Annotated in this window: 26 protein-coding genes; 17 read left to right on the top strand and 9 right to left on the bottom strand. The window is 61.6% G+C overall.

Annotation, left to right across the window (positions count from 1 at the left end; all coding sequences use genetic code 11):
* Positions 1-285: 285 nt before the first annotated feature.
* The 8 genes from rpmH to H2O75_RS10720 all read left to right on the top strand — a co-directional run bounded on the left by rpmH (position 286) and on the right by H2O75_RS10720 (position 6,728).
* Entirely contained in the window at positions 286-423 is a 138-nt protein-coding gene (gene rpmH / locus H2O75_RS10755; RefSeq protein WP_182175246.1) for a 50S ribosomal protein L34, read from the top strand.
* A 14-nt stretch (positions 424-437) separates the two neighbouring features.
* Positions 438-797, top strand: coding sequence for a ribonuclease P protein component (gene rnpA / locus H2O75_RS11020; RefSeq protein WP_182171910.1), 360 nt, complete (start codon positions 438-440; stop codon positions 795-797).
* Positions 767-1,201, top strand: a complete 435-nt coding sequence (gene yidD / locus H2O75_RS10745; protein WP_182171907.1) for a membrane protein insertion efficiency factor YidD — start codon at positions 767-769, stop codon at positions 1,199-1,201. The genes rnpA and yidD overlap by 31 nt, the downstream gene beginning before the upstream one ends.
* Before the next feature lie 3 nt (positions 1,202-1,204).
* Positions 1,205-2,443: a membrane protein insertase YidC gene (gene yidC / locus H2O75_RS10740; RefSeq protein ID WP_182171904.1), complete on the top strand. Its 1,239-nt coding sequence runs from the start codon at positions 1,205-1,207 to the stop codon at positions 2,441-2,443.
* 53 nt (positions 2,444-2,496) lie between these two features.
* Positions 2,497-3,036 (top strand): Jag family protein, encoded by a 540-nt coding sequence (locus H2O75_RS10735; protein WP_182171901.1) that lies wholly within the window; start codon positions 2,497-2,499, stop codon positions 3,034-3,036.
* 5 nt (positions 3,037-3,041) lie between these two features.
* Entirely contained in the window at positions 3,042-3,668 is a 627-nt protein-coding gene (gene rsmG, locus H2O75_RS10730) for a 16S rRNA (guanine(527)-N(7))-methyltransferase RsmG (RefSeq protein WP_182171898.1), read from the top strand.
* 1,072 nt (positions 3,669-4,740) lie between these two features.
* Positions 4,741-5,694 carry a ParA family protein gene (locus H2O75_RS10725; RefSeq protein WP_204736175.1) on the top strand — a complete coding sequence of 318 codons (954 nt, stop codon included), beginning with the start codon at positions 4,741-4,743 and terminating at the stop codon, positions 5,692-5,694.
* Complete coding sequence (locus H2O75_RS10720; protein WP_182171895.1) at positions 5,694-6,728, top strand: ParB/RepB/Spo0J family partition protein; 1,035 nt, start codon at positions 5,694-5,696, stop codon at positions 6,726-6,728. Before H2O75_RS10725 ends, H2O75_RS10720 begins: the two co-directional genes overlap by 1 nt.
* Before the next feature lie 12 nt (positions 6,729-6,740).
* Here the strand turns inward: H2O75_RS10720 and H2O75_RS10715 are convergent, their stop codons facing one another.
* Genes H2O75_RS10715 through H2O75_RS10680 form a run of 8 tightly spaced genes read right to left on the bottom strand, consistent with a single transcriptional unit; the run spans position 6,741 to position 16,190 of the window.
* Entirely contained in the window at positions 6,741-7,700 is a 960-nt protein-coding gene (locus H2O75_RS10715) for a D-alanine--D-alanine ligase family protein (protein WP_182171892.1), read from the bottom strand.
* Between the two features lie 13 nt (positions 7,701-7,713).
* Positions 7,714-9,048 carry an aminotransferase-like domain-containing protein gene (locus H2O75_RS10710; protein ID WP_182171890.1) on the bottom strand — a complete coding sequence of 445 codons (1,335 nt, stop codon included), beginning with the start codon at positions 9,046-9,048 and terminating at the stop codon, positions 7,714-7,716.
* Between the two features lie 24 nt (positions 9,049-9,072).
* Positions 9,073-9,372, bottom strand: coding sequence for a thioredoxin family protein (locus H2O75_RS10705; RefSeq protein WP_182171888.1), 300 nt, complete (start codon positions 9,370-9,372; stop codon positions 9,073-9,075).
* On the bottom strand, positions 9,362-10,288 hold the full coding sequence (gene trxB / locus H2O75_RS10700; protein ID WP_182171886.1) for a thioredoxin-disulfide reductase: 927 nt from the start codon (positions 10,286-10,288) through the stop codon (positions 9,362-9,364). The genes H2O75_RS10705 and trxB overlap by 11 nt, the downstream gene beginning before the upstream one ends.
* Positions 10,289-10,301: 13 nt before the next feature.
* Positions 10,302-11,063, bottom strand: a complete 762-nt coding sequence (locus tag H2O75_RS10695) for a discoidin domain-containing protein (RefSeq protein ID WP_182171884.1) — start codon at positions 11,061-11,063, stop codon at positions 10,302-10,304.
* Positions 11,041-13,629 carry a murein biosynthesis integral membrane protein MurJ gene (gene murJ, locus H2O75_RS10690; RefSeq protein WP_182171881.1) on the bottom strand — a complete coding sequence of 863 codons (2,589 nt, stop codon included), beginning with the start codon at positions 13,627-13,629 and terminating at the stop codon, positions 11,041-11,043. The genes H2O75_RS10695 and murJ overlap by 23 nt, the downstream gene beginning before the upstream one ends.
* Before the next feature lie 3 nt (positions 13,630-13,632).
* Positions 13,633-15,663, bottom strand: coding sequence for a DUF6049 family protein (locus tag H2O75_RS10685; protein ID WP_182171879.1), 2,031 nt, complete (start codon positions 15,661-15,663; stop codon positions 13,633-13,635).
* Complete coding sequence (locus H2O75_RS10680; protein WP_374971575.1) at positions 15,660-16,190, bottom strand: NUDIX hydrolase; 531 nt, start codon at positions 16,188-16,190, stop codon at positions 15,660-15,662. Before H2O75_RS10680 ends, H2O75_RS10685 begins: the two co-directional genes overlap by 4 nt.
* A gap of 93 nt (positions 16,191-16,283) precedes the next feature.
* Between H2O75_RS10680 and H2O75_RS10675 the strand changes: the two genes are divergently transcribed.
* The 9 genes from H2O75_RS10675 (at position 16,284) to H2O75_RS10635 (ending at position 25,266) form a co-directional block, all read left to right on the top strand.
* Positions 16,284-17,729 carry a CCA tRNA nucleotidyltransferase gene (locus H2O75_RS10675; RefSeq protein WP_182171873.1) on the top strand — a complete coding sequence of 482 codons (1,446 nt, stop codon included), beginning with the start codon at positions 16,284-16,286 and terminating at the stop codon, positions 17,727-17,729.
* Entirely contained in the window at positions 17,729-19,030 is a 1,302-nt protein-coding gene (locus tag H2O75_RS10670; RefSeq protein ID WP_182171870.1) for an MFS transporter, read from the top strand. The genes H2O75_RS10675 and H2O75_RS10670 overlap by 1 nt, the downstream gene beginning before the upstream one ends.
* 78 nt (positions 19,031-19,108) lie before the next feature.
* On the top strand, positions 19,109-20,428 hold the full coding sequence (locus H2O75_RS10665; protein WP_182171867.1) for an AI-2E family transporter: 1,320 nt from the start codon (positions 19,109-19,111) through the stop codon (positions 20,426-20,428).
* An 8-nt stretch (positions 20,429-20,436) separates the two neighbouring features.
* Complete coding sequence (locus H2O75_RS10660; RefSeq protein WP_182171864.1) at positions 20,437-22,692, top strand: transglycosylase domain-containing protein; 2,256 nt, start codon at positions 20,437-20,439, stop codon at positions 22,690-22,692.
* A gap of 87 nt (positions 22,693-22,779) precedes the next feature.
* Positions 22,780-23,073: a 30S ribosomal protein S6 gene (gene rpsF, locus H2O75_RS10655; protein WP_182171861.1), complete on the top strand. Its 294-nt coding sequence runs from the start codon at positions 22,780-22,782 to the stop codon at positions 23,071-23,073.
* A 22-nt stretch (positions 23,074-23,095) separates the two neighbouring features.
* Positions 23,096-23,620 carry a single-stranded DNA-binding protein gene (locus H2O75_RS10650; protein WP_182171858.1) on the top strand — a complete coding sequence of 175 codons (525 nt, stop codon included), beginning with the start codon at positions 23,096-23,098 and terminating at the stop codon, positions 23,618-23,620.
* Between the two features lie 41 nt (positions 23,621-23,661).
* Positions 23,662-23,898 carry a 30S ribosomal protein S18 gene (gene rpsR, locus H2O75_RS10645; protein WP_182171855.1) on the top strand — a complete coding sequence of 79 codons (237 nt, stop codon included), beginning with the start codon at positions 23,662-23,664 and terminating at the stop codon, positions 23,896-23,898.
* A gap of 11 nt (positions 23,899-23,909) precedes the next feature.
* The gene (rplI, locus tag H2O75_RS10640) at positions 23,910-24,359 is read left to right on the top strand and encodes a 50S ribosomal protein L9 (protein WP_182171852.1); all 450 of its coding nucleotides are present in this window, start codon (positions 23,910-23,912) and stop codon (positions 24,357-24,359) included.
* Positions 24,360-24,420: 61 nt separating this feature from the next.
* Positions 24,421-25,266, top strand: coding sequence for a ribonuclease H family protein (locus H2O75_RS10635; protein ID WP_259365255.1), 846 nt, complete (start codon positions 24,421-24,423; stop codon positions 25,264-25,266).
* On the opposite strand, the gene H2O75_RS10630 is transcribed toward H2O75_RS10635, so the two are convergent.
* Positions 25,263-25,859 carry a DsbA family oxidoreductase gene (locus tag H2O75_RS10630; RefSeq protein WP_182171849.1) on the bottom strand — a complete coding sequence of 199 codons (597 nt, stop codon included), beginning with the start codon at positions 25,857-25,859 and terminating at the stop codon, positions 25,263-25,265. The two genes, H2O75_RS10635 and H2O75_RS10630, sit on opposite strands and share 4 nt — an antisense overlap.
* Positions 25,860-25,914: the final 55 nt, after the last annotated feature.

Below are 25,914 nucleotides of genomic sequence, written 5' to 3'. Positions count from 1 at the left end.
AGCTTTATCCACACCTGTGGAAAAGATTTGGGGCAGGTTTTTGGCTCAGGCGTGAGATAAAGTCGGAAATTACAAGAATGTGGTTACACAGCTGTGGATGGACGTTATTCACCGGATGTGAATTACCACATCGACAAAGTTGCACACCTCCACGCGCGGTGAACCTAGTCACCTCGGAGCCCCTGTCATTGACCCCACGTCGGGTTTTACCTAGTCTTTTCTAGTTAAGTGACTATCGGAACCAACCTTTTGCCCGATAGCTTTGAAGACCGAGTGGAGATCATCATGGTGAAGCGGACTTTCCAGCCCAATAACCGCAAGCGCGCGAAGGTGCATGGCTTCCGCAAGCGCATGGCTACCCGCGCTGGCCGCGCAATCCTTTCCGGCCGTCGTCGCAAGGGCCGCGCGAAGCTCTCTGCCTAAGACGCTGAGGGCTCGTGCTTCCGGCGCACAATCGTATGCGTACGTCCGGAGACTTTCGGGCCACGATCAGAGGTGGAGTTCGAGGTAGATCGTCGAGCCTCATGCTTCACGTCTGTTCGCCGGACGACGCAGACCCAGCCGACCAGGTTTCTGCCCTGGTCGGCTTCGTCGTGCCTAAAACAGTCGGCAATGCTGTTGTCCGCAACCGGGTGCGCCGGCAGCTGCGGCACCTGATGCGGGAGAGAGTCCAGCATCTTCGCCCAGGCGAAAGCGTTGTTGTGCGCGTTTTTCCCGCTGCACGCGGGAAAGAGTGGTCGGAACTCGAGTCTGATCTCGACCGGGCATGGTCCAAGGCATTCAAGGACCGACCGTGACGGGCGCACGAATACTCAGTCGCGGTATCCGCTGGTATCAGAAACACGTGTCCCCGCGATTCCCTCCCCGATGTCGGTACTATCCGAGCTGTTCCCAGTATGCCCTCGAGGCCATGCATGTTCACGGCGGCGGCAAGGGTACACTGTTAGCCACTTGGCGAATTCTTCGCTGTAACCCGTGGTCGAAGGGCGGTGCGGACTACGTTCCTGAAAGAGGAGCGTGGCCGGGCAAGCCGTTGGGCCATGAGGAGCTTCTGCGAAAGTGGAAAGAAGGTCAAGAGAGTTCTGCCGCGTCCAACGATTTTAGTTCCGGCGAGGACACCGTGCCACACTCGGCACAGCAGAACACGAATTTTTCGAACGAGCCACAAGCGTGGCGTAACACCGAGACAAGGAAAAGCTGAGCCTTGGATACTATCCTCTTCCCCATCATGTGGGTCATCGCGTGGATCATGAACATTGTCCACACGGGACTGACGGCACTTGGATTGCCCGAGGGCTCGGGCTCTGCCTGGGTGTGGTCGATCGTTGGTCTGACCGTTGTTGTTCGTATTCTCATCCTTCCGCTGTTCAAGAAGCAGATCAACTCTTCTCGCGCGCAGCAGCTCATTCAGCCCGAGCTGAAGAAGCTTCAGAAGAAGTACAAGGGTAAGAAGGACACGTATTCTCAGCAGCGCATGCAGGCTGAGATGCAGGCGATCTATAAGGACGCAGGAACGTCGCCCTTCGCCGCGTGTATGCCTCTGCTGATCCAGACTCCGATCTTCCTTGCGCTTTTCAGGGTTCTCAACAACTTGGTCCCGATTGCGAACGGCGACCGCGGAGCTATCGGTCCGCTTGATCAGGCGATGGCTGAGCAGATCGAAGCATCTCAGGTGTTCGGTGCACCCCTTGCCGCATCGTTCAACAATCCCACGCTCGGTGGCGGGGATGATCTCACGGTTCGTATCGTCGCGATGATCCTTGTCGTCACGATGTCAGCCACGATGTTCTTCTCTCAGCGCATGATGATTTCGAAGAACATGCCTGAAGAGGCGAAGAGCTCCGACAATCCGATGTACCGCACGCAGCAGATGATGATCTGGATCTTCCCAGTCATCTTCCTGATTTCCGGTGTTGCCTTCCCCATCGGCGTTCTCATCTACTGGGTCGTCTCCAACATCTGGTCAGCAGGCCAGCAGATGTACATGATCACCAACGCTCCCGCACCCGGCTCCGATGCCTACAAGGCGAAGCAGAAGCGCGATCGCGAGAAGCGCCTGAAGAAGGGTCTTCCTGCGGAGGAGCCGAAGGATGTCATCGTCGAGGAGCCGAAGCGGCAGCGACAGCAGCCTGTCGGCAAGAACCGTGCGAAGAAGCGCGGCATCGATAAAGATGAGGCGAAGAAGGTCATTGCAGACGCGCCCGAGCCCGAGGTCTCAGATCAGCCGGCCGGCAAGAAGAAGAAAGATCGACCAGCCCCCGAGGTCGCGTCGACACCGGAGAGCCCGGAGGATCTCGTTGATGAAGCAGTGGAAGAAGTTGGCCATGAGCTTGCCGATGGCGTCGACAAAGGCGGACTGACCGCGGCCGAGCGTGCTGCCGTTCGGGCCGCACGCCGTGCCGAACAGCGCCGCATCCAGCGAGAAAAGCGTCAGGGAAAGTAGCCCTCCCACACCGTGAAGCGAGGATCGCTTCTCTTACGTAGAAAAGGACACGTATGTCTGAACTTAACGAACGTGAATCTCTCATCAAGCGTCTTGATGCGGAGGGCGATATCGCCGCAGATTACCTGGAGGAATTGCTCGATATTGCCGATCTCGATGGCGATATCGACATCACCGTGGAAGCAGACCGCGCAAGTCTCGCGATAGTCGCGGACGAAGGCGCGGATCCGCGGTTGAAGAAGCTCGTGGGGAAGAACGGTGAGGTGCTTGACGCACTCCAAGAATTGACCCGCCTTGCTGTTCAAACAGCAACCGGGGAACGTTCCCGGCTCATGCTCGACATCGACGGCTATCGTGCTCATCACCGGGAACGAGTGCTCGCGATCGCAAAGGAAGCAATCAAGGAAGTCCTCGCCTCGGGCGAAGAGAAGCACCTTGATCCGATGAATCCGTTCGAGCGGAAGGTCGTTCACGACGCGGTTGCCGAGGCCGGGCTCGCATCGGACTCCGAAGGTGTCGGCCCCGCCCGCCATGTCGTCATCGGCCTGGCGATCGACGACGAGGGCTCCGACGCCGACGAGAACGACGAGTAGGCTCCTTGAGGAACGACGACACTCCATCCAACGGCGAAGAGCTCTTCGGAGACTCATGGTCGAAGCTTGACCGCTATGCGCAGATGCTGTGGGACCACGGTGAAGAGCGTGGATTGATCGGCCCCCGGGAACTTCCGCGACTGTGGTCAAGGCACATCCTTAACTCGATGGCGATCAACGACTTCGTTCCAGAACGTTCGATTGCCATCGATATCGGATCGGGAAGTGGTTTGCCCGGGATTGTTCTCGCCACGACTCGTCCCGACGTCCACGTTCATCTCGTCGAGACGATGGAGCGTCGCGTGGTGTGGCTCGAGGAAGTCTCGGCAGCGCTCGGCCTGACTAACGTGACCATTCACCGGAAACGGATTCAGGATCTGCACGGCGAATTCCAGGTTCAGGTTGTCACAGCTCGCGCGGTAGCAGCCCTGAAAAAATTGGTTCCGATGTCCATGCCGGTGCTGAAGAGCGGCGGAATGCTCGTCGCTCTCAAAGGTGAACGTGCAGAGCTGGAGATCGAGGAAGCGAAGCCGGCATTCAAGAAGAACAAGATCTCGACCGTTGATCTGCACGTCGTCAGTGTCCCGGGAACCGACGAGGTCACAAGAGTTGTCGTCGCCAAGAAGAAGTAACATATAGTAGCCTAGTGATATAGTGAAGTTCTTAGAACGGTCCTATTCTCTACGATCATTTCCGAGGGGATCGCCATGTGCAGGCGGTCCCCGCAAAACAAGCGAGACGAATCAACAATCCATCGGCGGGGTCAGATCATAGTCGTTTCGCTTGCCGATCGACGCTTCCGAGTTCTCTCGATACGCCCCTCCCCTTCAGTGAATCGTCCTGATGCTCGGATTGCTGCTTCTAGAGCGATCGTCCGGTTCAAAGCACTATCCTGCGCCCAATGGCTATTCGCAGTCGAAGCAGAAGTGGTCGCGTCAGGATCCTGCAACTCATTGATGACCTGTAGTGCCGCTCTTACTCTCTCATGGCGGGTCGGCTGATGGGGATCATGCTCTCCAGAGCTCTATCTCCCCTGATCTGAGCCAGCCCAACTGGGTACCGGGAGAGCTGTCCACGTGGCGAGGAAGCTGGTTCTCATATCGTGCCTTCCAATCGATAGCGTGGCACGGTCGCGATATATAGACGTTTATCACGGTGTTTCACGTGAAACGTCGGGCAACCATAGCGTTCGTGACTACATACAATTCAGACTTTCTTTGCTGCCACTCCGGTACGACGTTTCACGTGAAACACGGTGCTGGTGGACCGGGACCGCATGGGCTCTTCAATATTCATAAGATATGTTTCACGTGAAACGATGCTGCGTCCTTCGGACTGGTCACGCGGGCTACGCGGGGACATCTCGCCGTCATGTTTCACGTGAAACTAATGCCAGAATGTCAATCCGTGGCCTTGTCGAGGTTCGATGAACTGACACATTGCGGAAACCTCTGGTGGCGCAGCGGGCGCGTTGTGGCACCGCTGTTCTTGTATCGGAAGATATGTTTCACGTGAAACACGCCCAATCGGGACGATATGCGCCGCGTGAGCCTGCACTCGAGTCAACCACCACATCGCGATGTTTCACGTGAAACATACGGAAGCTTGAGAACTCTTTGTTTCACGTGAAACGCCGACAGCACGTGACGCCGATCCTTCCTGAAGTGCGTAGAATGGTGAAGCGGACCCAATAGAGGAGAGTGCATGGCTGACCCACGCAAAAAACGAATGCGTGTTCCAGAGAGTGAACGAGAGAGCTTCTACGAGGCTATCGCGACACAGGGATCTCCGATCGCAGCGGAGCTAGCGCAAAGTGTCTCTGCTCGCGAGCGTCTCAATCGTGCCAAGTTCGAGAAGCCACAGGCTACAAGAATCATGGCCGTGACCAATCAAAAAGGTGGCGTCGGAAAGACGACAACAACCGTCAATATTGCTGCGGCTTTGGCGAAGCACGGCATGAACGTGCTGGTCATAGACTCGGACCCGCAGGGCAATGCCTCAACGGCTCTCGGGATTGAACACCACTCGGACGTCGCATCCATCTATGACATCCTTCTCGGAGGAATGTCGATAGCCGAAGTCACAGAACAGAGCAAAGAAGGTCCGTCCCTCCGCGTCGTTCCAGCGACGATTGAGCTAGCCGGCGCTGAGATCGAGCTGGTCAATGTCGACGATCGCGAACGCCGCTTGAAGGTAGCGCTCGATGAATACCTGTCGACGACAAGTGATCGGGGTGAAGAGCGCGTGGACTATGTTCTTATCGATTGTCCGCCCAGCCTCGGTCTTCTCACAATCAACGCGATGGTTGCAGCAACGGAGGTCTTCATTCCGATTCAGTGCGAGTATTATGCGCTTGAGGGGTTGAGTCAGCTTCTTAACAACATCAATCTCGTCAAAAACTCCATGAATGAAGTACTTGAGATTTCAACTATATTGCTGACGATGTTTGATCGTCGAACAAACCTGTCGAATGAGGTTGCTCTGGACGTCAGGGAGCATTTTCCCGATGCCACGCTCAATACCAAAATACCGCGGTCCGTCAGAATATCGGAGGCGCCGAGCTTCCAACAGACCGTTATCACCTATGATCCAGCGTCACCCGGTGCAATCGCCTACGAACAGGCATCGCTGGAGATCGCAAAACGAGGAGCTAAATAATGGCAGAACGTCGGCGGGGACTCGGCCAGGGGCTTTCGGTCCTCATCCCACCGCAGAGCTCTCCACAGACAAAGAAGACAAAGCGAGCAGAGCAGCCGATAGACGTCTTCTTCGGTGGCGCGGCTGCACCGGATACTCTGACAGATGACAGTCCTTCCAACGAATCACCGGACACGGCAGAGGCGACAGGGGATGGGCAAGACCTCGTACCGGTGCCGGGTGCGACCCTGAAGATCATCCCGATAGGGGACATCGTCGCGAACACGCGTCAGCCACGTACAGTCTTCAACGAGGACGATCTTGCTGAGCTTGCCGCCTCTATCGCTGAAGTCGGCCTCCTTCAGCCGATCGTCGTTCGTGAAGGCGATGACGGGCATGGATACGAGCTCATCATGGGCGAGCGGCGATGGCGGGCATCAGCGATGGCGGGTCTTGCGGAGATCCCGGCGATTGTGCGCGATACGGCGGACGACGATCTGCTTCGCGACGCTCTGCTCGAGAACCTCCACAGAGTAGAGCTCAACCCCCTCGAAGAGGCTTCTGCCTACCAGCAGCTTCTCGAAGATTTCGGGTGCACGCAAGAAGAGCTCTCCCGTCGGATCGCACGATCGCGCCCACAGATCTCCAACACGCTGCGGCTACTCAAGCTCCCACCCCTCGTCCAGAGGCGGCTGGCTGCCGGTGTTCTGTCGGCCGGCCATGCCAGAGCTCTGCTCGGACTGACCGACCCCGCGGCGATGGAGCGTCTCGCGCAGCGGATCGTTGCCGAAGGCCTCTCCGTGCGCGCTGTCGAAGAGATCGTGGCTCTGGGGGACGAACCCCGCGCCCGTGTGACACCGAGGTCGCAGCATCATCAGGCTGCCCCGCAGCTCCAACGGCTGTCGCAGGATCTCTCGGATCGCCTCGACACGAGAGTGAAGATCAAGCTCGGTGCACGCAAGGGCACGATGACCGTGGACTTCGGATCGATCGACGATCTCAACAGAATCCTCGACGTCCTGTCGATTCCGGTCGATAGAGTCTCTGACCAGTAATACCCTGACAGCCTAGAACGTCAGGGCGGCCTCGACGATCTGTGAATACAGATCGCTCGGGGCCATATCCTTCTCCTCTGCGTAGCGCGCCACGGCTTGAGGGAGCAGGGACGTCTGCGTCATACCGGGAGCAGAGTTCGCGTCGATAAACCAGGGCACACCATGGGAATCGACCATGAGATCGGACCGGGAAATATGGCGGAAATGAAGCTCCCGATGTGCGGTCACAGCGACGTCCATACACATCGCCAGCAGATCGTCAGATAAACGAGCCGGAACGAAATATTCAGAACGCCCAGCGTTGTATCGAGCATCGTAATCGTAGAGGCCGTTCGTGACGATCTCCACCGGCGGCAGGGCAAAGGGTTTACCCTGCTCTGTCTCGAGAACGGAGACGGCAACTTCGGATCCTGCGATGTACTGCTCAATAAGGACGCGGTCGCAGTAGGCGAAACTGTCGACCATGGCTCCAGGAAGATCCTTTGCTTCCTTCACGATGCTGACACCGAGAGCACTGCCTCCAGCGGCGGGCTTGATGACGACCGGGAAGCCATAACGCAATGCGACGAGATCGAGGATAGCGGTCGCGCCAACTTCCCTGAACAGCGACTGCGGCAGTGATGTCGAGCGTGGAACCGCGATGCCGGCACGAGAGAGCATGGTCCCGGCTACCGGCTTCTGAAAGCCGAGACGGCTCCCGTGGGCATTGGTCCCGACATAGGGGAGTCCGATGAGTTCGAGCAGATCCTGGAGGGAACCATCTTCGCCGGTCGAACCGTGAATGAGGGGCCACACGACATCCGGCTCGATCGCGTCCAGGCGCTGGAGAAGATTGGAATCCACATCGAGAACCTTGGCATGGTATCCGGCTTCTTGGAGGGCACCCGCGACACGCCTGCCCGAATGAATCGAGACATCACGTTCGTGATTGAGTCCGCCAGCCAGGATGGCAACAGTGCGTGGGGTGGTCATGATGTCTCCCGCTTCAGTGAGTCTCGGTGGATGGATGATCGACGGCGGAGCCATGCGTGAGGCGACGTTCAGCACCGAACATCGTCACGAGCTCCTTCTCCGCCTCGACAACAGTGCCGAGACGGCGCACGCCTTCACGAATGCTGTCGGGCGTCGGATAACAGTACGACAGGCGCATGTGATCGCGGCCCTGACCGTCAGAGAAGAATGCTGTCCCCGAAACATAGGCGACTCGATGTGTGACTGCGCGGGGCAGCATCGCGTGAGCATCGAGACCCTCCGGCAGCGTCACCCACGTGTAGAAGCCGCCATCGGGGACTGTCCACGAGCAGCTGGGCAGGTACTCCGACAGGGACTCGAGCATCGCATCGCGCCGTTCGCGGTACATGCTGCGATACTCCTTGACCTGCTGGAACCAGTCGTATGTCTTCAAGTATTCCGCGATGGATAGCTGACCCACCATGTTCGGGGAGAGGATGGCCGACTCCGCGGCCAGGACCATGCGCTGCGTGACGGCGTAGGGAGCCAATGCCCATCCCACCCGATATCCGGGCGCGAAGATCTTCGAGAAGGAACCGAGATACACGACGGCGTCGGGATCGTAGGTTTGGAGGGCTGGAAGCGGCTCGCTGTCGAAACCGAGGAGTCCGTACGGGTTGTCTTCCAGAATGATGACGCCGTGTCGGCGGCAGATCTCAACGATCTGTGGCCTGCGTTCAAGCGACAGCGTGACGCCAGCAGGATTATGGAAGTTGGGAACCGTGTAGAGGAATTTGACGTGCTTCCCGAGCGATTCCGCGCGTGTCAGAGTGTCCTCAAGAGCCTCTGGAATGAGGCCGTCATTGTCCATGGGGGAATGAATGACCTCAGCCTGATAGGCGCGGAAAACGCCGAGAGCGCCAACATAGGACGGTGCCTCGGCGACGACCACATCCCCGGGATTGATGAAGATCTCGGTCATGAGATCGAGAGCCTGCTGGGAGCCTGTCGTCACGATGATGTCATCGGGATGTGCGTGGATGCCGTCGTGGCGCATGACCTCGACGATCTGGGTGCGAATCTCCTCTTCGCCCTGCCCTCCGCCGTACTGGAGGAGTTTCGGTCCACGTTCCCTCATCAGCCGTGCCGTCATCTCGGCAAGGAAATCCAGAGGGAGGCCTTCGATGTTCGGCATGCCGCCAGCGAGAGATACAACCTCTGGACGGTTGGCGACGGCGAAAAGGCTGCGTACCTCGGATGCCCTCATTCCCAGCGATCGGTCGGCGTAGGAGGAGTACCAGGGATCGAGGCGGGTACCCGCCGAAGCACGTGCCGACTGTGGTGCGCTGCTATCGGTGGTGTGTGCCATGTGTACTCCTTCGCTGGGCCTCTACTAGTCTGCCACTGTCGGTAGGACGGGCGGGTCAACCTCGCCGAGAGCGCTGTCGACAAACGAACGCACTTCTGCCTTTGGTCGAGACCCAGTCAGACTACCCCTCAGGACACCGTCCGAGACAATGACCAAAGTCGGTAGACGCTCAACCCCGAACCTGTCTGCCAGGTCCGGGGTGAGGTCGACATCGACAATGGTGGAGGGAAGGTTCGCTTCCCTCATGACCTCCGAGAAGATCGGGGCTGCCTGTCGACAGGGGTCGCACCAGGGCGCTGTGAAGAACAGTGCCTCACAGCTCATCGAGGTAGGCTTCGGCGTCCAACGCCGCAGAACAACCCGTACCGGCGGCCGTGATGGCCTGACGGTAGCGATGGTCGACGACGTCTCCGCATGCGAACACACCGGGGATGGAGGTGGCTGTCGTGGGGGAATCGACGACGATGTAGCCGTTCGAATCCAGATCGATCTGGTCCTTGACGATTCCGGTGCGCGGATCGTGGCCGATGGCGATGAAGAGCCCGCCGACCGGCAGGTCACGCTGCTGCCCCGTCACGGTGTCGGTCAGCGTGACCGATTCGAGGCGGCCATCGCCGTTGATCTTCGTGACGGCGCTGTTCCATGCCATCTCGACCTTGTCGTGGGAGAGCAGCCTGTCGGCCATCACCTTCGAGGCCCGCAGCTCGCCGCGGCGATGGATGACAGTCACCTTGGAAGCGAACTTCGTGAGGAAGAGTGCCTCGGTGACGGCTGAATCTCCGCCGCCGACTACGGCGATCTCCTGGTTCTTGAAGAAGAAGCCATCACAGGTGGCGCACCACGACACACCCTTGCCGGAGTAGGTCGATTCTCCATCGAGGCCAAGCTTGCGGTACTCGCTGCCCAGGGCAAGAATCACCGCCTTCGCACGATACGTGTCGGTAGCAGTCTTGATCTCCTTGACATCGCCCTCGAGGTTCAGTTCGATTGCGTCGTCGAACTCGATAATCGCCCCGAACCTCTCGGCCTGCTCCCTCATGTTCTCCATGAGATCCGGGCCCTGGATGCCCTCGGGGAAACCGGGGAAGTTCTCAACCTCAGTCGTGGTCATGAGTGCACCACCGGCATCGAGAGCGCCAGCGAGGACGAGCGGAGCCAGCCCGGCGCGTGCGGTATAGATCGCAGCGGTATATCCGGCGGGTCCGGATCCGACGATGATGACGTCGCGAATATCTGACATTGGTTCCCCTTGCTTAACGAACGGTAATTTCAGAGATGTCGATCCGGTACAGACCATCGGAGTTCGCTGTCGGTAGATCTTCGAACCAGAGAATGATCGTTTGGCCGACAACGGGCTCCGATGCTGTCAGAAGCGTCTCTGCGGACATGGCGCCCTCGGCGATGATCTGCCCGGAGTTCGGTGCCGCATTCACGGTATCCCTCCATTGGACCAAGCCACCGTTGCCGTCAACGTTCAAGACGACCTCGGTGATTTCCGTTTCCTCAGCGAGCGTAATCTCCAGCCCGATACCGTCCTTCATCCAGAAGGCCGGATCCGAGTACCACCAGGACGACCATGACGTTGCGGGGTTGCCATCGAACACGTTGGAGACTGAGCCGGGATTGTCCTGGCTGTCGACCGTCGACGGATCGAGGTTGGCGGCTTGCGGGTTGAGAAGCGTGACCGACTGGATGGTCGGCTCGGGATAGTCGATGGCATCCTCTGTCGGCTCAGCAGACTCGTCGGGAGTTGTCTCCGTCCCGCCCGGAGTCTCCCCTTCCACGGACGTTGTCTCGTCTTCCAACGTCACGGGATCCGTGCCGCTCGTCAGGTAGTTCAGGGCAAGGGCGCCGATGACGATGACGAGCAGCGCGATGACGGCAAGCAGAATAGCGGATGCGTTCACTCGTCGGCTCGCCGGCTCACGGTCGTCTTCTCCGCCCTGCAAACCCGACCAGGGGGCGTCGGAAACGTCCGTGTCGAGAGGAAGCTCATCCGAACGCTTCGGCCACACGGCAGGAGGCGGCGTCGCATGCTCCGCGGTGCTCACGGGTTCCGGGCCGCCGAAGGGGTCCGTAATGGCATCGAAGGCCTGCGTGTGCTCGTCCGGGGGTTGATGCGGCAATGCTGTCGAGCTCGATGTGGCCCCACGGAGCCAGTGCCCGGATCATGTCGCTTGTCGTCCGGGGTCCGTCGCCTGCGCTCACCTGCGACAGCAGTGCGGCCACGTCTTCGTCCGTGCACTTCTCGGCCGCCCGGTGAAGGAACCCTGTCCGGTCGTCGAGAGGCGCGCTCTCCCCGAGAATGAGGGCCCCGAGGAGGACTGCGAGGTTCTCGACGTCCCTCCGGTCGAGCTCCCTGCCTTCCATCTCCGACGGCAGGTGGCCGTCGAAGGCGGCATCGATTCCGAGGCCGTCGACGAGAACGGATCCATTCTCGTCGATATGGACGAGCTCCTCGCGGAGGGTGAGATGGCGGACCCCGCGACGTGCCCCCGCATCGATTGCTCCGGCAGTCTCGCCGACGATAGCTCGCGCCTGGTCCTCTGGCACCGGCCCGTGCGCGATGTGGTCGGCCAGGGTTGCACCCGACGGGAGCTCTGTGACGATGACGGACGCGCCCGGCATGTCGAAGATCGAGAGGAGTTTGATGAGACGAACATCGTCGACGAGCACGCCGCGGCGTGCAGCATCGACGGTGGCGTCGTGCGTGGGACCATCGGCGGGGATGAAGATGAGCCGCACGTCGACGCCGAGAACCGTGTCGACGCCCTGCCACACGTCCCTGCCCTCCGTTGAGCCCATGGATGCCACAAGTTCGTAGCGGTCGCGCAGTCGCCGCCCGGATACCAGGTTCAAGGACACGATTACTCCGTTGGTCGGGATTGATTCATTGGTCTTCAGTGTAGTGCTTGCGGGTGCCGCCTGCCCTCGAAGGCGACGCAGAACGGCCGTCAGGGGCCTGACAAGGTATTCGAGCTCCGGTGAGCCGGCAATCCTCATGACGGCCAGATACACCACTGTCATCACGATGCTGACGACCGCAATGCGGACGATCCCATTAGCAGGGGAGAAGGGCTCCGACAGGGGTCCGAAGAAGCGGAGCGTGACGAATCCGGTGATGCCCGCCAGTGCGGCGGCGAGACCCAGTCGAAGAAACGACACGACAAGAACGCGGCCGTCTATACCGCCGAGCCGCGGCTTGAGGTGGAGGAGCGCGGCGAGACACGTCACCGTGTTGGTGATGGCCATGGACAGCCCCACCCCGGCCACAATCCATTGGGCGGGGAGGAGGACCGTCGACAGCGTGAGGACCGAGTGGAGGGCGAAGAACGGGATCTGGATGAGGAACAGGCCCTTCGCATCCTCGAGGGCGTAGTAGACACGCTGGAGGACTGTGAAAGAGCCGACCCCGACGAGGCCGAGCGACATCGTGAGCAGAACCCAGCTGATCGAGGAGACTTCCTGCCAGGACGAGCCTGGGCTGATGACACGGATAGCGGGGACGGCGAGGACGACGATGAGGGCGGTCGAGAGGAAGGTGAAGACGGCAACGATGCGGAGGGCACGCGACGTATCCTCCTGAACCCCCGCCATGTCACCCTCTCCTGCCTTATGCGCCATGCGGGTGAAGATCGCGGTGACGATAGAGACGACGACGAGAGAGGTCGGCAGCGAGTAGAGGCCGTAGGCGGTCGTGTATGCCGCATTGCCGGGGACACCGAGAGCATCCAGCGCATCCATGTCGGATGCTCGCTGAGATGCGACCGACGCTACGTTCGATATGAGGAGAGTGGGGATCATACCGACAGCCATGGCTGCGAGCACCCAAGAACCGGATTCCGCAACCGAGCGCAGCCCAGCATCGCGGAACTTGAAATCCGGGGAGAGGCGCACTCCCATGCGATAGAGCGGAATGAGGAGGATTGCCGCCTGCGCGACGATGCCAGCGGTGGCGCTGCCGCCGAGAACGGCGATGCGGGTGGCATCCCACACGGAGGAATCGAGAGCAGTCTCAGGACTGACCGCCCCGTACATGGCCAGCATGGCCAGCATCCCGCCGATCGCGACGACGTTGTTGAGAACGGGTGCCCACATGTAGGGACCGAAGTTCTCTTTCGCATTGAGGATCTGCCCGAGGAGCGTATACATGCCGTAGAAGAAGACCTGGGGTACGCACCAGTAGGCGAACGCGACAGCCAGCTGATACCACTCGCCGCTGAGCCCGGACGCGAAGAGGGACACGAGCAGCGGCGCGGCGAAGGTGAGAATCGCGGTGATCGCTCCGAGGACGAGGACGCCGAGGGTCACCATCTTGTTGATGTAGGCGGCCCCTCCGTCGTCATGGCGTTTCGAGGCTCGAACGATAGCCGGCACGAGGACGGCGTTGACGACACCGCCAGCGACAAGCATGTAGATGAGAGTCGGCAGCTTGTTCGCGATGTCGAATGCGTTGCCGGCAGGATAGTTGAGGCCGACAACAATTCCGAACAGCAGCGGAGAGCGGACGAGGCCGAGGGCGCGAGACGCGAGGGTTCCCGCAAACATGACTGCCGAGTTCCGTGCAATACCGCTGGCCACAGGCTAGTCCTCCAGTTCTTGAATATCGGTTTCGCTGAGCGGCTGCGTCCGTGTCCCGCGGCGTGCGGAGCGAATGACGCCGATGATCAGAACGAGGAGGACGAGGCCGGCGAGAATAGCGGTGCCAACGTTCTCCCAGTCCGCTCGCACCCGAATATCGATCTCTGCACCCGTGCCCAGCACACTGCCGTCGGGGCCGACGATGTCGACCTGGGTCCGCACGTTTCCCGACCCGACAGCCTTGACCGGGATCCCGATCGTGGTCGTCGTATTCGGCTGCAGGGTCGTGGTCACCACCTCGAACTGCAGGCGCCGATCCTCGCTGACGACATCGACCTCGACCTCGATGGGGAGAGGGAGCGTGGAGGTGATGTGCACGGGGAACTCGGATGCTTGGGAGATGAGGTTGATGGTCGAAGAGGACTGCACCTTCAGCGCGGACGTCAGGGATCCTGAAAGAGCCTGGACGGAGCCGACCCTGTTCGACAGTTCGCCCGGCCCCGCAGTCCACGACCACGACCCGGCGATCCGGTATGTCGTCGACGCAGCATCCTCGAACAGGAGAGGATGGGAGGTGAGATCGCCGATGGCGACGATCGCGTCACCGGCTGTCGTGAGCGAGTCGATGAGGGCGGGAGTGAGAGCACTCGTGTCAGACCGACCGGAACTGAGGTCCTCGCGGGCGAAAGGATCGAACGGAAGCTCCTCGATATCCGACAGTGTCACGCCGGCTAGCCACGATGTGTCGTCCAAGACATCAAGCATCGCGTTCACATCCGACACCGTCACCGCCAGGTCATCTCCCCTCGGAAGAGACAGGACAAGGGGACGGTGATCGTTGGGACGCTCCCGATAGTGCACGGCCGTGAGCGCCAGCAGTGTTTGACGCCGATCCAGTTCGGTCAGCTCCGACTCGCCTGCCAAGAGGGCGGAGAGCTCGTCGTCGACGAGAACCGCCTCCGTCCCCACATCATCCAGAAGAGCATGGGCAGACGGTGTCCAGTTCGGCTCCTCGACCGCGGGAACATCAGACCGGGGGACAACGAGAAGATTCGAGCCATGCGCGATCCCGAGCTCCGCGACCGACGCGGTGACGGAACCCGGCGTGTACAGAACATCAGACCGGGCAGGGATATTGCGTCCCGAGAGGACCTGGCGAGACTGCTCGGCCTGCGCGACGTGCGAGAGGAAGAACAGGTCCTCCCCCGTTCCTGCCCATGCGGAGAGATCAGCATCGAGAGCTGGAAGCATGATGAGCTCATGGCCGTCGCCGTCGGTGAACGCGGACAGGCTCTCCTGCGTGAGATCGACCGTGTCGAGAGCCGCGAAAGCAGAATCGAGAGCAAGGGTGATTCCCGGACTGGTCAGGTCGTCGATGTCTGCCGTGACGCGGCCGGCAGCATCCCGCACGGCAGAGGTCACAGGATCCGGCAGGACCTCGTCCGGGCCGAGATCACCCGCGGAGAGGGCCTCGATGGACTGACCGTACCGTTCGGACGTTGTGGGAACCTGCACGAGCTCGTCGTTCGCGATGGTGAGCGGCACGAGGGCCGTGAAGGACATGGGCTCCTGATCGAACGACGGCTCTGTTGTGAGGAATGTGCGATCGACAATCGTCGCCTCATCGAAGGAGAGGGCGGCCTGCACGCCGCGAGGACCCCACGACACGGACGTGTTGCCCCACGTGAGGACCTCGCGCGGGACGTCGATATCGATCGTTGTTCGGCCGGTGGGAAGATCGATGGACCGGCGGTCGAGGGTCAGCATCGAGCTTGTCACGGTGTCATCGGAGATCCACGAAGTCACCGATGATCGGTAGAGGGGCACTGTTGTCTGCGCGGTGAGATCAAGGGAGACAGCCTCCCGTGCAGGTCCGGGATTGGTGACGGTGACCTCGACGGAGAGCGGCTCGCCGGGCGTGTGGACAGGGTCGATGTCCGTGATCTCGATCTCGATCGCGTCCGAGGCAGACGCGGGGAGGGGTGCGAATCCGAGCAGGGCAGCCGCGCAGGCTGCGGCGGCAAGCCTTTTCACACCTGTCCCGTCAGCACGTCCCGAGCGAGCATGGCGATTCTCCGCTCATTCGGATAGGCGAGACGGGATGCGACCTGATCGAGTCGGATCCAGGCGACGTCTTCCGCCTCCTGATCCGGATCATTCTCGGTCGTCAGTTCTCCCGACAGCGCCTCGAGGAGGAAGTGGTGGACTACCTTGTGGACGCGCCGATCCGTGCCGGAGAACCAGTAGTCGATCGTTGCGAGATGGGTGAGGATCTGCCCGTGGATCCCCGTCTCCTCCGAGACTTCGCGAATCGCGGCTTCCTCCGCTGTCTCGTCTCCCTCGAGGTGACCTTTCGGCAGGCACCATTCGAGGCGTCCGCCTCGATTGCGGCGCGCGATGACGGCCACCCAGGCGATTCCATCGACAGGTTTGACGACGATGCCGCCCGCCGATGTCTCGTTCACGACGGGAAGGTAGGAGCGTCGGGCGCCGATTCGGGTCGCCGAAACAGCACGGCGCCACGGCTGTGGGCCGCGCGGTCGAGGAATCGGTCCCGGCATCGGCATACTCTTAACTGTAATAATGTTCGCGCAAGTCTATCCCAGCAGGGCCTCCCCGGCGTGGCCCGCCCTTAATTAAGGACGTGACTCCAGGTGTCCAGATCTCAGGAAACCGCACGCCGTCTCGGCGCCGCACAAGCGGCCCTTGAGGCGCTCCCACCAGCAGTTTTACGTGTGGCAGAGCGTTTCGCCAGGGAAGGGCACGAATTTGCGCTCGTCGGTGGTCCCGTGCGCGACGCCTGCTTGGGCATTCCCCCGCATGATATGGACTTCACAACGTCCGCGCGTCCGGATGAGACTCTCGCCATACTGACCGCGACCGGAGCCACGACCTGGGATATCGGCAAAGAGTTCGGCACGATCGGAGCCTCCTACCAGGGGATCACCGTCGAAGTGACGACATACCGGTCGGACGAGTACGACCCGGACTCCCGCAAACCCCAAGTGGCGTTCGGCGACACTCTCGAAGGCGACCTGACAAGGAGAGATTTCACGGTGAACGCGATGGCGGTGCGTCTGCCGTCGCTCGAGCTGGTCGATCCCTGCGGAGGCCTCGAGGATCTTGTCGATGGGATCCTGCGGACACCGATCGATCCGCACATCTCCTTCTCCGACGATCCGCTGAGGATCATGAGGGCGGCCCGGTTCACGGCGCAGCTCGGCTTCGATGTGGACGAAGGGACGATGTCGGCCATGGCGGAACTGGCAGACCGCCTCGATATCGTGTCAGCTGAACGTATTCGTGCGGAGCTGGAGAGGCTCATGACCGCGAAGGAACCCCGCCGGGGTATCGAGATCATGGAATACACGGACGTCGCGGAGAAGGTGCTGCCAGAAGTCGCCGCCCTCAAGTCGACTGTCGATGAACATGGCCGCCACAAGGACGTCTACGAGCACACTCTCACCGTCGTCGACCAGGCGATCGATCTGGAGACGGATGAGAATGGACCCGTTCCAGGGCCGGACTTCGTCCTCCGCTTCGCTGCTCTCATGCACGACGTGGGGAAGCCCGCCACCCGCCAGTTCGGTCCACGCGGAAAGGTCACGTTCCACCAGCACGATATCGTCGGCGCGAAGATGACGAGGAAGCGCATGAAGGAGCTTCGTTTCGACAAGCAGACCATCAAAGACGTGTCCCGCCTCGTCGAGCTCCATCAGCGTTTCCACGGATATGGGGAAGCGGTATGGACAGATTCGGCCGTGCGCCGCTACGTCAACGATGCTGGACCGCTGCTTGAGCGTCTCCACCGCCTCACGAGGGCAGATTCGACGACAAGGAACCATCGCAAGGCGATGAGGCTCCAGGCCGCATATGACGACCTGGAGCAGCGGATCGCGGAGCTGGAGGAGAAGGAAGAGCTTGCCGCAGTGCGCCCCGATCTCGACGGCGCTCAGATCATGGAGATCCTCGACATCAAGCCGGGCCCCGCCGTCGGCCGTGCCCGAGCGTTCCTTCTCGAGCTGCGCCTGGAGAACGGGCCCCTCGATCCGGCAGAGGCAGAACGGCTCCTGCGTGCTTGGGCGGAGGAGAACCTGTAATGGCGGTGCGTGCCGACCTGAAGGACCTTCTCGTCCACGACGGGTTTCGTCGGCTCTTCCGTGTGCGCCTCATCTCCCAATGCGGCGACGGCATGTTCCAGGTCGGTCTCGCAACTCTCTACTTCTTCAATCCTGCCGCGATGACAACGGCGGGCGGCGTGGCGGCCGCCTTCACCATCCTGCTTCTGCCCTTCACCATCGTCGGCCCCTTCGTGGGCCCCCTGCTGGACCGCTGGAGCCGCCAGTCGGTCCTGCTGTGGGGAAACACCATCCGCGCTTTTCTCTGCCTCGCGCTCGCGGCGCTCATGTATGCAGGCGCCGGTTTCCTCATCGTCTCCGTCCTGGCGCTCGTCACCCTCGGTGTCAACAGATTCCTCCTGTCGGCCCTGTCGGCGGGGCTGCCGCATGTTGTCCCGCGTCGGCAGCTCGTCATGGCGAATTCGCTCGTTCCCACCCTTGGTGCGGTTGCGACAGTCGTGGGAGCCGTGATCGGCTTCGTCATCAACCGTGTCATCCCGGTGGGTCCTGGCCGGGATGCATCCTGTCTTGTGGTTGCCGCAATCCTCCTTGCGGGAGCCGTGTGGGCCGCGTCCCTCATCGGCCGCGGGGAACTCGGCCCCGACGGTCGTGTCGACCTGTCACTGACTGCCCAGCTGAAGCGAGTTCTCGCTGATCTCGGCATCGGCGCCGTCTACCTGGCGCGCCGCGGAACCCCCGGGTATGCCCTGATTGTCATGGCGTTCCACCGATTCCTGTACGGGGTGAACTTCATTGCCCTGCTCCTCATCTCCCGGAACCTGTTGACCGATCCTGCTGATGCTGATGCGGGATTGGCGATGTTTGCGCTGCTCTCCGGCATCTCCCTCGCCGGCAACGGCTCCGCCATTGTCCTGACACCTCTTGCACATGAGCGAATGACGCCGCATCAGTGGATTGTTGTCTGCCTCGGACTGTCGACACTCTCCCAACTGCTGCTGATGGCGACGCCGAGCCTGCCCTGGATCGGTGTGGCGGCTGTCCTCATGGGGCTCGGTGTGCAGGGCGCGAAGATCGCGGTCGACACGATCGTCCAACGCGATGTCGACGACGCCTACCGGGGCCGTGCCTTCGCCCTCTACGACATGATGTACAACGCCGCGTTCGTCGGGGCGGCAGCCTTGGCGGCCGCGATGCTGCCGGATACGGGTTGGTCAAGGCCGGGCTTCGGGGCGCTCGTGTTCTGCTATCTTCTCCTCGCATACTGGTACGGGAGGAAGGCGGGGGCGCTTCGCGGTGAACCGCGTCCCGTCGATCGTCGCTAGCTGTCCGACTTTCCCTCAAACAGGGGAGTGCTGGGCGGTGGGGAATGTACTCTCAGTGGTGACGAAAGGCTGGCTGGTGTGAAAAAGGATGATGCCGCGCATACTGCGCCTCAGGAACCCGTCCTCGAACGGGATGATCCGGCGGACGACATGATGGTTGCGAACCGTGCCCGGCAGGAGGTGATCCCCACCGGTGTGTGGATTCTCCTCGCGGGAGCCCTGGCCGCCATCGGCCTGTGGGGGCTGAGCCGGTTCGCGTCCTTCTTGGCGCCAGCATTCCTCGCCCTCACTCTCGTCCTCACGATCCGTCCCATCCACCGCTGGATGGTGCGCAAGGGCGTACCGAAATGGATATCGGCGATCGCGTCGATCCTCGTCCTCATCCTCACGATGTCCTCCGTGATCGGTCTCACCGTTCTCGCCTTCCTCCCCCTGCCGCAGGTCATCGCCTCCTATCAGGGCAGCTTCGCACGAACCATCAACAACGTCTCGGACTTCTTCGAGCAGAGCGAGTTCCTGCAGTGGCAGGGCTACGACCCGTCGAGCATCAACGATCTGTTGAACCAGCTCGATCTCAACACGATCATGACGACGGCACGCACGCTGATCGACCAGGTGTCGGGAATCGGCGGGCTCGTGCTCGTCGTCGCGCTCTCGATCTTCTTCATCGTCGTCGACACGCTGTCGATGGAGTACCGTTCCCTTCTCGTGGAACGAGCCCACCCCCACCTCCACGAAGCACTGTCCGGATTCGAGGGGCGTGTCCGCCAATACTGGCTCGTCTCCACGATCTTCGGCGCGATCGTCGCTGTACTCGACTGGATTGCGCTCCAGGCGCTGGGGATTCCGCTCGCGCTCGCGTGGGCTCTCGTCTCCTTCATCACCAACTACATTCCGAACATCGGCTTCGTCCTCGGTGTCATCCCGCCAGCACTTTTCGGCCTCCTCGAAGGCGGCTGGCAGCTGATGCTGTGGGTTGTCGTCGCATACTCCCTCATCAACTTCATCATGCAGTCCCTCATCCAGCCGAAGTTCACGGCCGATGCTGTGGGCCTGTCGGTGACCGTGACGTTCCTGTCCCTCATGGTGTGGGGCGTGGTCGTGGGACCGCTCGGTGCGCTCCTCGCGGTGCCGCTGACGCTCTTCTTCAAGGCGATCCTCATCGACTCCTCACAGTCGACGAGATGGGTGGATGCTTTCCTCATCTCCGAGGGCGAATCGAAACGCAGGCTGGAGTCGGGAACCTATGACGTTTCCTATGAATCTCCAGACATGTGGGGAGGTATTCCCACAGCTGTCGCCCGAGCAACTCGAGGCCTGCGACGGACGGGTCCCGCCGAGGCAGGAAAGGTGAAGCCGCGTCGCAAGTTGCGCAAACATTCGATTCGTAGGGAATAATCGGCCACATGGCAGGAAACCGAACCGGCTCCGTGGAGCAGGGCACAGCACGACGGGGCACCACGGCGCCCCGCAGGACGCCGCTATGGAACTACCCGCGTCGAGGAAAGGGTCCGATCCGCCGCTGGCTGCCCTCGTGGCGCTTCATCTTCGGCTCGTTCCTTCTCGTCATCGCCACCGGTGTGGGCGCCTTCGCCTACCTTTACCTGACGACTGAGGTGCCCGAGCCGGATGACTTCGCTCTCGCCCAGTCGACCGACGTGTTCTATTCGGACGGCGAGACCAAGATCGGGACCTATGCGGAGGTCCGGCGCACGTCCGTCACGCTCGATTCCCTGCCGGACTCCGTGCCCCATGCTGTTGTCTCGTCCGAGGATCAGCGATTCTACGAGAACTCCGGCGTCGACCTGCGCGGTACGGCGCGGGCCGCCCTGAACAACCTGAGGGGCTTGCCCCGCCAGGGTGGATCGACACTCACCCAGCAGTATGTCGAGCGCTACTATATGGGCACGACCACGTCGATCCCGGGCAAGATCCGCGAAGCCGTGCTGGCTCTCAAGATCGACCAGGAGCAGTCGAAGGACGAAATCCTCGAGAACTATCTCAACACGATCTATTTCGGCCGAGGCGCGTACGGTATCGAGGAGGCCGCGCAATCGTATTTCGGTGTGAGCGCGGCAGACCTGACGCTCGACCAGACGGCGCTGCTTGTCGGTGTCATCCCCTCACCATCTCGGTGGGATCCTGCCGTCGACCCGGACACGGCTGCGGTGCGATGGGAGAGGGTGCTGCGCCGCATGACGGAGGACGGCTGGATTACCGCTGACGAGGCGGCGGCGGCACGCTTCCCCGAGACGATCGAACCGGCCACCCAGAATCAGTATTCCGGGCCGAACGGCTATATCCTCCAGGAGGTCCGCAACGAGCTGGTGAACTCGGGGGCCTACACCGAGGACGAGTTGGACACGCTGGGTCTCGACATCGTGACGACCATCGATCAGGACATGCAGCAGTATGCTGTCGACGCGGTCGGCAACCTGCCGGAGGATCGCCCGGACAATAACTATGTCGGGCTGATCTCTGTCGATCCCGAGAACGGGGAGATCAGGGCGATGTATGGCGGTGAGGACTATCTTGTCCGAGCCCGCAACACGGCCACGCAGGATCGCGCGCAGGCAGGGTCGACCTTCAAGCCCTTCGGGTTGCTGGCCGGTATCGAGGACGGCATCAGCCTGAGGGAAACATTCGACTCGTCATCCCCCTACCAGGTGGGGGATCTCGAGTTCGAGAACTTCCAGCTCCGCGGCCTCGGAATGATCGATCTGTTGACGGCGACCGCCAACTCGGTCAACACGGTGTATATCCGTTTGAACGAAGAGGTGGGCCCCGCCGCGACGAAGGATGTTGCTGTGCGTGCCGGCCTACCAGAATCAACCCCTGGTCTTGACGATTCTCTGTCGAACGTCCTCGGCTCAGCGTCCCCCACGGCGAAGGAGATGGCGGGAGCATATGCGACGTTCGCGGCACAGGGTGTCCGCACGACGCCCCACATCGTGCGAGAGGTTCGCAACGTCAACGGAGACGTGACTTTCTCCGGTACGGCCGCCGGCGAGCGTGTCTTCGACTCGAACGATGTCGCGCAGCTGACCTACGCGCTCGAACAGGTTGTCGGACCCAACGGAACCGCATCCCAGATCTCCCAGCTGGGACGTCCCGTCGCGGGCAAGACCGGCACCTCATCGTTCCTTGTCTCGGCCTGGTTCGCCGGGTATGTTCCCCAGCTCGTCACGGTGGTGGACATGTACCAGATCGGGCCCAACGGCGAAGAGGAGCCGTTGACGCCCTTCGGTGGCGTGAACGCGATCCAGGGCGGCAGCTTCCCCTCCCAGATCTGGCTCGATTTCATGATGGAGGCGACGCGGGGTATGGAAGTGGAGAGCTTCCCGACCCCGGACATTGCCGAACCGGTGCGCACGCCCGCACCCCAGCCCACGGTCGAGCCGACGGAGGAGCCGACGACGGAGGAGCCGACGGAGGAACCCACAACCGAGGAGCCGACGGAGGAGCCGACGACGGAGGAGCCGACAGAGGAACCGACAACGGAGGAGCCGACAGTCGAGCCGACTCCGACTCCGACCCCGACACCATCGCCGACTCCGACTGATCCGCCGACAGGCGCAAACGACGGGGATGCTCTGCCCGTGCGTCCCGGTGCGGAACGGCACATTGTCCGATCGCGGCGCCCACTGCCATTCGACGGCTGAACGCGCTAAGGTAGTCGGGTGTCTTCAGGACACGTATACCCTCCTGCCACGGAGATACCGTGGCCGTTGAGACCAAAGGAGGTGGGTATGGATCAGCGTCAGTATGAACTGATGATCATCCTTGATCCGGAAGTTGACGAGCGCAACCTCGGACCCTCGTTGGAGAAGATGCTGAAAGTCGTCGTCGACGACGGCGGCTCTATCGACAACGTCGACACCTGGGGCAAGCGTCGCCTTGCTTACGAGATCCAGAAGAAGACCGAGGGCGTTTACGTCGTCGTCGACCTCAAGGCAACCAGTGCCACGGCACAGGAACTTGATCGTCAGCTGGGTCTGAACGAATCCATCATGCGCACGAAGCTGCTGCGCAAGAACGCTTAAGCAAGCTCTAAAGGACTGAATTATGGCAGGCGAACCGATCATCACCATCGTAGGCAACCTCACCTCCGATCCGGAGCTGCGCTACGTCAGCTCAGGTATCCCGGTGGCGAGCTTCACGGTGGCATCGACTCCCCGCACCATGAACAAGCAGACCCAGCAGTGGGAAGATGGCGAAGCCATGTTCGTGCGCTGCTCGGTGTGGCGTGAGTACGGCGAGAACGTCGCCAACTCGCTCACGAAGGGGACGCGGGTTGTCGTGACCGGCAGGCTCCAGGTTCGGTCCTACGAACATGAGGGCCAGAGGCGCACTTCTCTTGAGCTGCAGGTCGACGAGATCGGCCCCTCCCTCCGCTATGCGACCGCGCAGGTTCAGAAGACCCAGCGCTCCGGTGGCGGCGGTGGCGGAGGCTTCGGCGGGGGAGGCTTTGCCGGCGGTGGGAACCGCGGCGGAAATGTCTCCTTCGACGGTCCTTCAGGCGGCTCGCAGAACGACCCGTGGGCCGAAGGCCCGCAGGGTTCGAAGTTCGACGACGCGCCCCCGTTCTAACCAACTTTCTGCGCGCAAGCGCGTAATCGAGGAGATCAATCATGGCGAAGCCAAACCTTCGCAAGCCGAAGAAGAAGCTCGGCCCCGTCAAGGCGACGAAGGTCGACAACATTGACTACAAGGACACCGCAACTCTGCGCAAGTTCATCTCGGACCGCGGCAAGATCCGCGCACGCCGAGTGACCGGCGTGTCCGTCCAGCAGCAGCGTCTTATCGCCCGGGCCATCAAGAACGCCCGCGAGATGGCACTGCTTCCCTACACGAGCAACAGCCGCTAAGGAGGGTCACCATGGCAAAGCTTATTCTGACCCATGAGGTCGACCGTCTCGGCGAGCCCGGCGATGTCGTCGAGGTCAAGGACGGTTACGCACGTAACTTCCTGCTGCCCCGCGGCTACGCGACCCGCTGGACCAAGGGTGCACAGAAGCAGATCGACCAGATGGAAGCAGCGCGCCGCAAGCGCGTCATCGCCTCGGTCGAGGAGGCACAGGGCCTGCGCGACAAGCTTGAGGGCGCTACCCTGACCATCGCGGTCCGCACCGGCGCTTCCGGCCGCCTGTTCGGTGCCGTCACGGCCGCCGATATTGCCGAGGCAGCCCAGGAGAAGACGGGCGCAACCATCGACCGTCGCAAGGTCATGGTCGCTAACCCGATCAAGAACCTCGGCTCCTACCGCGTGGAGATCCGTCTCCACGCAGATGTCACGGCAACGACCACGGTCGACGTCGTCTCCGAGTAGTAGCTCACGAAGCGCCCGCCCTCGTGGCGGGCGCTTCTGCATGCTCAGGTAGCCTTGTTTTATGGAATCCTCCGAATGGCTCACCGTCCTCGACCTTGCCCTGTCGTGCAATACTGCCCCGAGAACTGTCGTGCAGCATCTCGACAGGCTCGGCCTCATCGGGGCCGGTTCAGGTCCGTCCGATCTTGCCCTGCGCCATGATCTGGCGATCGAGGCGGACGACCATGCGTTCGGCGGCGGCATGTGGCACCCCGACGTCTATGTTCTCCTGGCGGCGACGGGCCTCGAACGGATGACCGTGACCCCGCGCTTCAGCCCCGACACTCTGTTCGATGACACTGGTGAGTCTGCGCCTCTCACGGCGATCGAACGCGCGCAGGCTCGTGCGCGCACCGCCCCTCAGGAGATCGCGCAGGATGTTCCCGCGATCGAGGCGCCGACGACGGCCTACGTCAACGGTGCTGACCAGTATGGTTTCGACCAGGTCATTGCGACCGATGGTGCCTGCTCAGGTAATCCTGGTCCTGGGGGATGGGCGTGGGTGGATGAGCTGACGGGTCAGAGCGGCTCAGGCGGCGCCAAGCGGACGACGAACAACATCATGGAGCTCACGGCAATGCTCGAGGCGATACGATATGCCGATCCGGACAGGAGCCTCCTTCTTCGCGCGGACTCCCAGTACGTCATCAACGTGGTCACGAAGTGGGCCCCGGGGTGGCGGCGTAAGGGCTGGAAGAAGGCGGACGGTAAGCCGGTCGCCAATCGAGAACTCGTCGAGGAGCTCCTCGACGCCTACGAGAGCCGCAGTGCCACGACCCGCATCGACTGGGTGCGCGGACATGACGGCGATGCTGGAAACGAAGAGGCGGACCGTCTCGCTGTCATCGAACGCGACCGGAACAGCTAGCCCTGCCAGCCGAACAGCTCTCGTGCTTCCGCTTCCGCCGCCGCCATCCGTTCCCTGAGCGTATCGCGCGCCGTGTCGAGAATCTTGGCGATGTCCGACGGGGTGGAGGGCCCCTCGAGGGAGTACATGCCAGCAATGATGAAATAGGGTGCTTGGCGCAGGCGCAGACGATCAGCGTCTGCTTCATCCACCCTGACTGGTTCAGCCCAGCGGCCCTCCGCCAGGCCGGAACGAAGGGCGTCAGGGTCGAGGCCCGCGCTTGCGCCGAGCGCGAGGAGATTGTCAAGATTGGTCAGGTCGATGCCGTCACGGGATGCTTCGTGGAGTCGCACTGCCATGGCGAAGCCGCGCTCGGCGGCCTCCTCGGGAGTGGCGCCCTGCTCCTTCGCCGCATAGATCAGTTCTTGGGCGGACCGAGTCGAAGGGTGGTTCTCGGGGTCTCCCGCCTGGACGGGTTCCGGGGCGGGGGCGATGAAGGCGTGATGCTCGACGGCGACATTCCGGCCGGACACGGCGGAGACGAGGTTGAGGATCCCCTCGAGGCTGCGGGGGTCGGCTAGTTCAGACCACACGTGAACGACGACTCTTTCCATGATCCTCTTATATCACCTGCCGCACGCTTGACGTCACGGTGGTCCCGTCACGTAG

This window comes from Flaviflexus equikiangi (genome assembly GCF_014069875.1).
In the GTDB taxonomy this organism is placed as follows: domain Bacteria; phylum Actinomycetota; class Actinomycetes; order Actinomycetales; family Actinomycetaceae; genus Flaviflexus; species Flaviflexus equikiangi.
Note: the sequence above shows the minus strand (reverse complement) of the source record. Positions and strands in the feature narration are given on the sequence as shown.

Excerpts from the sequence above, each read along its gene's own strand:
- rpmH (WP_182175246.1), top strand. The coding sequence starts at position 286 with ATGGTGAAGCGGACTTTCCAGCCCAATAACCGCAAGCGCGCGAAGGTG.
- yidD (WP_182171907.1), top strand. The coding sequence starts at position 767 with ATGGTCCAAGGCATTCAAGGACCGACCGTGACGGGCGCACGAATACTC.
- H2O75_RS10735 (WP_182171901.1), top strand. The coding sequence starts at position 2,497 with ATGTCTGAACTTAACGAACGTGAATCTCTCATCAAGCGTCTTGATGCG.
- H2O75_RS10725 (WP_204736175.1), top strand. The coding sequence starts at position 4,741 with ATGGCTGACCCACGCAAAAAACGAATGCGTGTTCCAGAGAGTGAACGA.
- H2O75_RS10720 (WP_182171895.1), top strand. The coding sequence starts at position 5,694 with ATGGCAGAACGTCGGCGGGGACTCGGCCAGGGGCTTTCGGTCCTCATC.
- H2O75_RS10715 (WP_182171892.1), bottom strand. The coding sequence starts at position 7,700 with ATGACCACCCCACGCACTGTTGCCATCCTGGCTGGCGGACTCAATCAC.
- H2O75_RS10710 (WP_182171890.1), bottom strand. The coding sequence starts at position 9,048 with ATGGCACACACCACCGATAGCAGCGCACCACAGTCGGCACGTGCTTCG.
- H2O75_RS10705 (WP_182171888.1), bottom strand. The coding sequence starts at position 9,372 with ATGAGCTGTGAGGCACTGTTCTTCACAGCGCCCTGGTGCGACCCCTGT.
- trxB (WP_182171886.1), bottom strand. The coding sequence starts at position 10,288 with ATGTCAGATATTCGCGACGTCATCATCGTCGGATCCGGACCCGCCGGA.
- H2O75_RS10680 (WP_374971575.1), bottom strand. The coding sequence starts at position 16,190 with ATGCCGGGACCGATTCCTCGACCGCGCGGCCCACAGCCGTGGCGCCGT.
- H2O75_RS10670 (WP_182171870.1), top strand. The coding sequence starts at position 17,729 with ATGGCGGTGCGTGCCGACCTGAAGGACCTTCTCGTCCACGACGGGTTT.
- H2O75_RS10660 (WP_182171864.1), top strand. The coding sequence starts at position 20,437 with ATGGCAGGAAACCGAACCGGCTCCGTGGAGCAGGGCACAGCACGACGG.
- rpsF (WP_182171861.1), top strand. The coding sequence starts at position 22,780 with ATGGATCAGCGTCAGTATGAACTGATGATCATCCTTGATCCGGAAGTT.
- H2O75_RS10650 (WP_182171858.1), top strand. The coding sequence starts at position 23,096 with ATGGCAGGCGAACCGATCATCACCATCGTAGGCAACCTCACCTCCGAT.
- rpsR (WP_182171855.1), top strand. The coding sequence starts at position 23,662 with ATGGCGAAGCCAAACCTTCGCAAGCCGAAGAAGAAGCTCGGCCCCGTC.
- rplI (WP_182171852.1), top strand. The coding sequence starts at position 23,910 with ATGGCAAAGCTTATTCTGACCCATGAGGTCGACCGTCTCGGCGAGCCC.
- H2O75_RS10635 (WP_259365255.1), top strand. The coding sequence starts at position 24,421 with ATGGAATCCTCCGAATGGCTCACCGTCCTCGACCTTGCCCTGTCGTGC.
- H2O75_RS10630 (WP_182171849.1), bottom strand. The coding sequence starts at position 25,859 with ATGGAAAGAGTCGTCGTTCACGTGTGGTCTGAACTAGCCGACCCCCGC.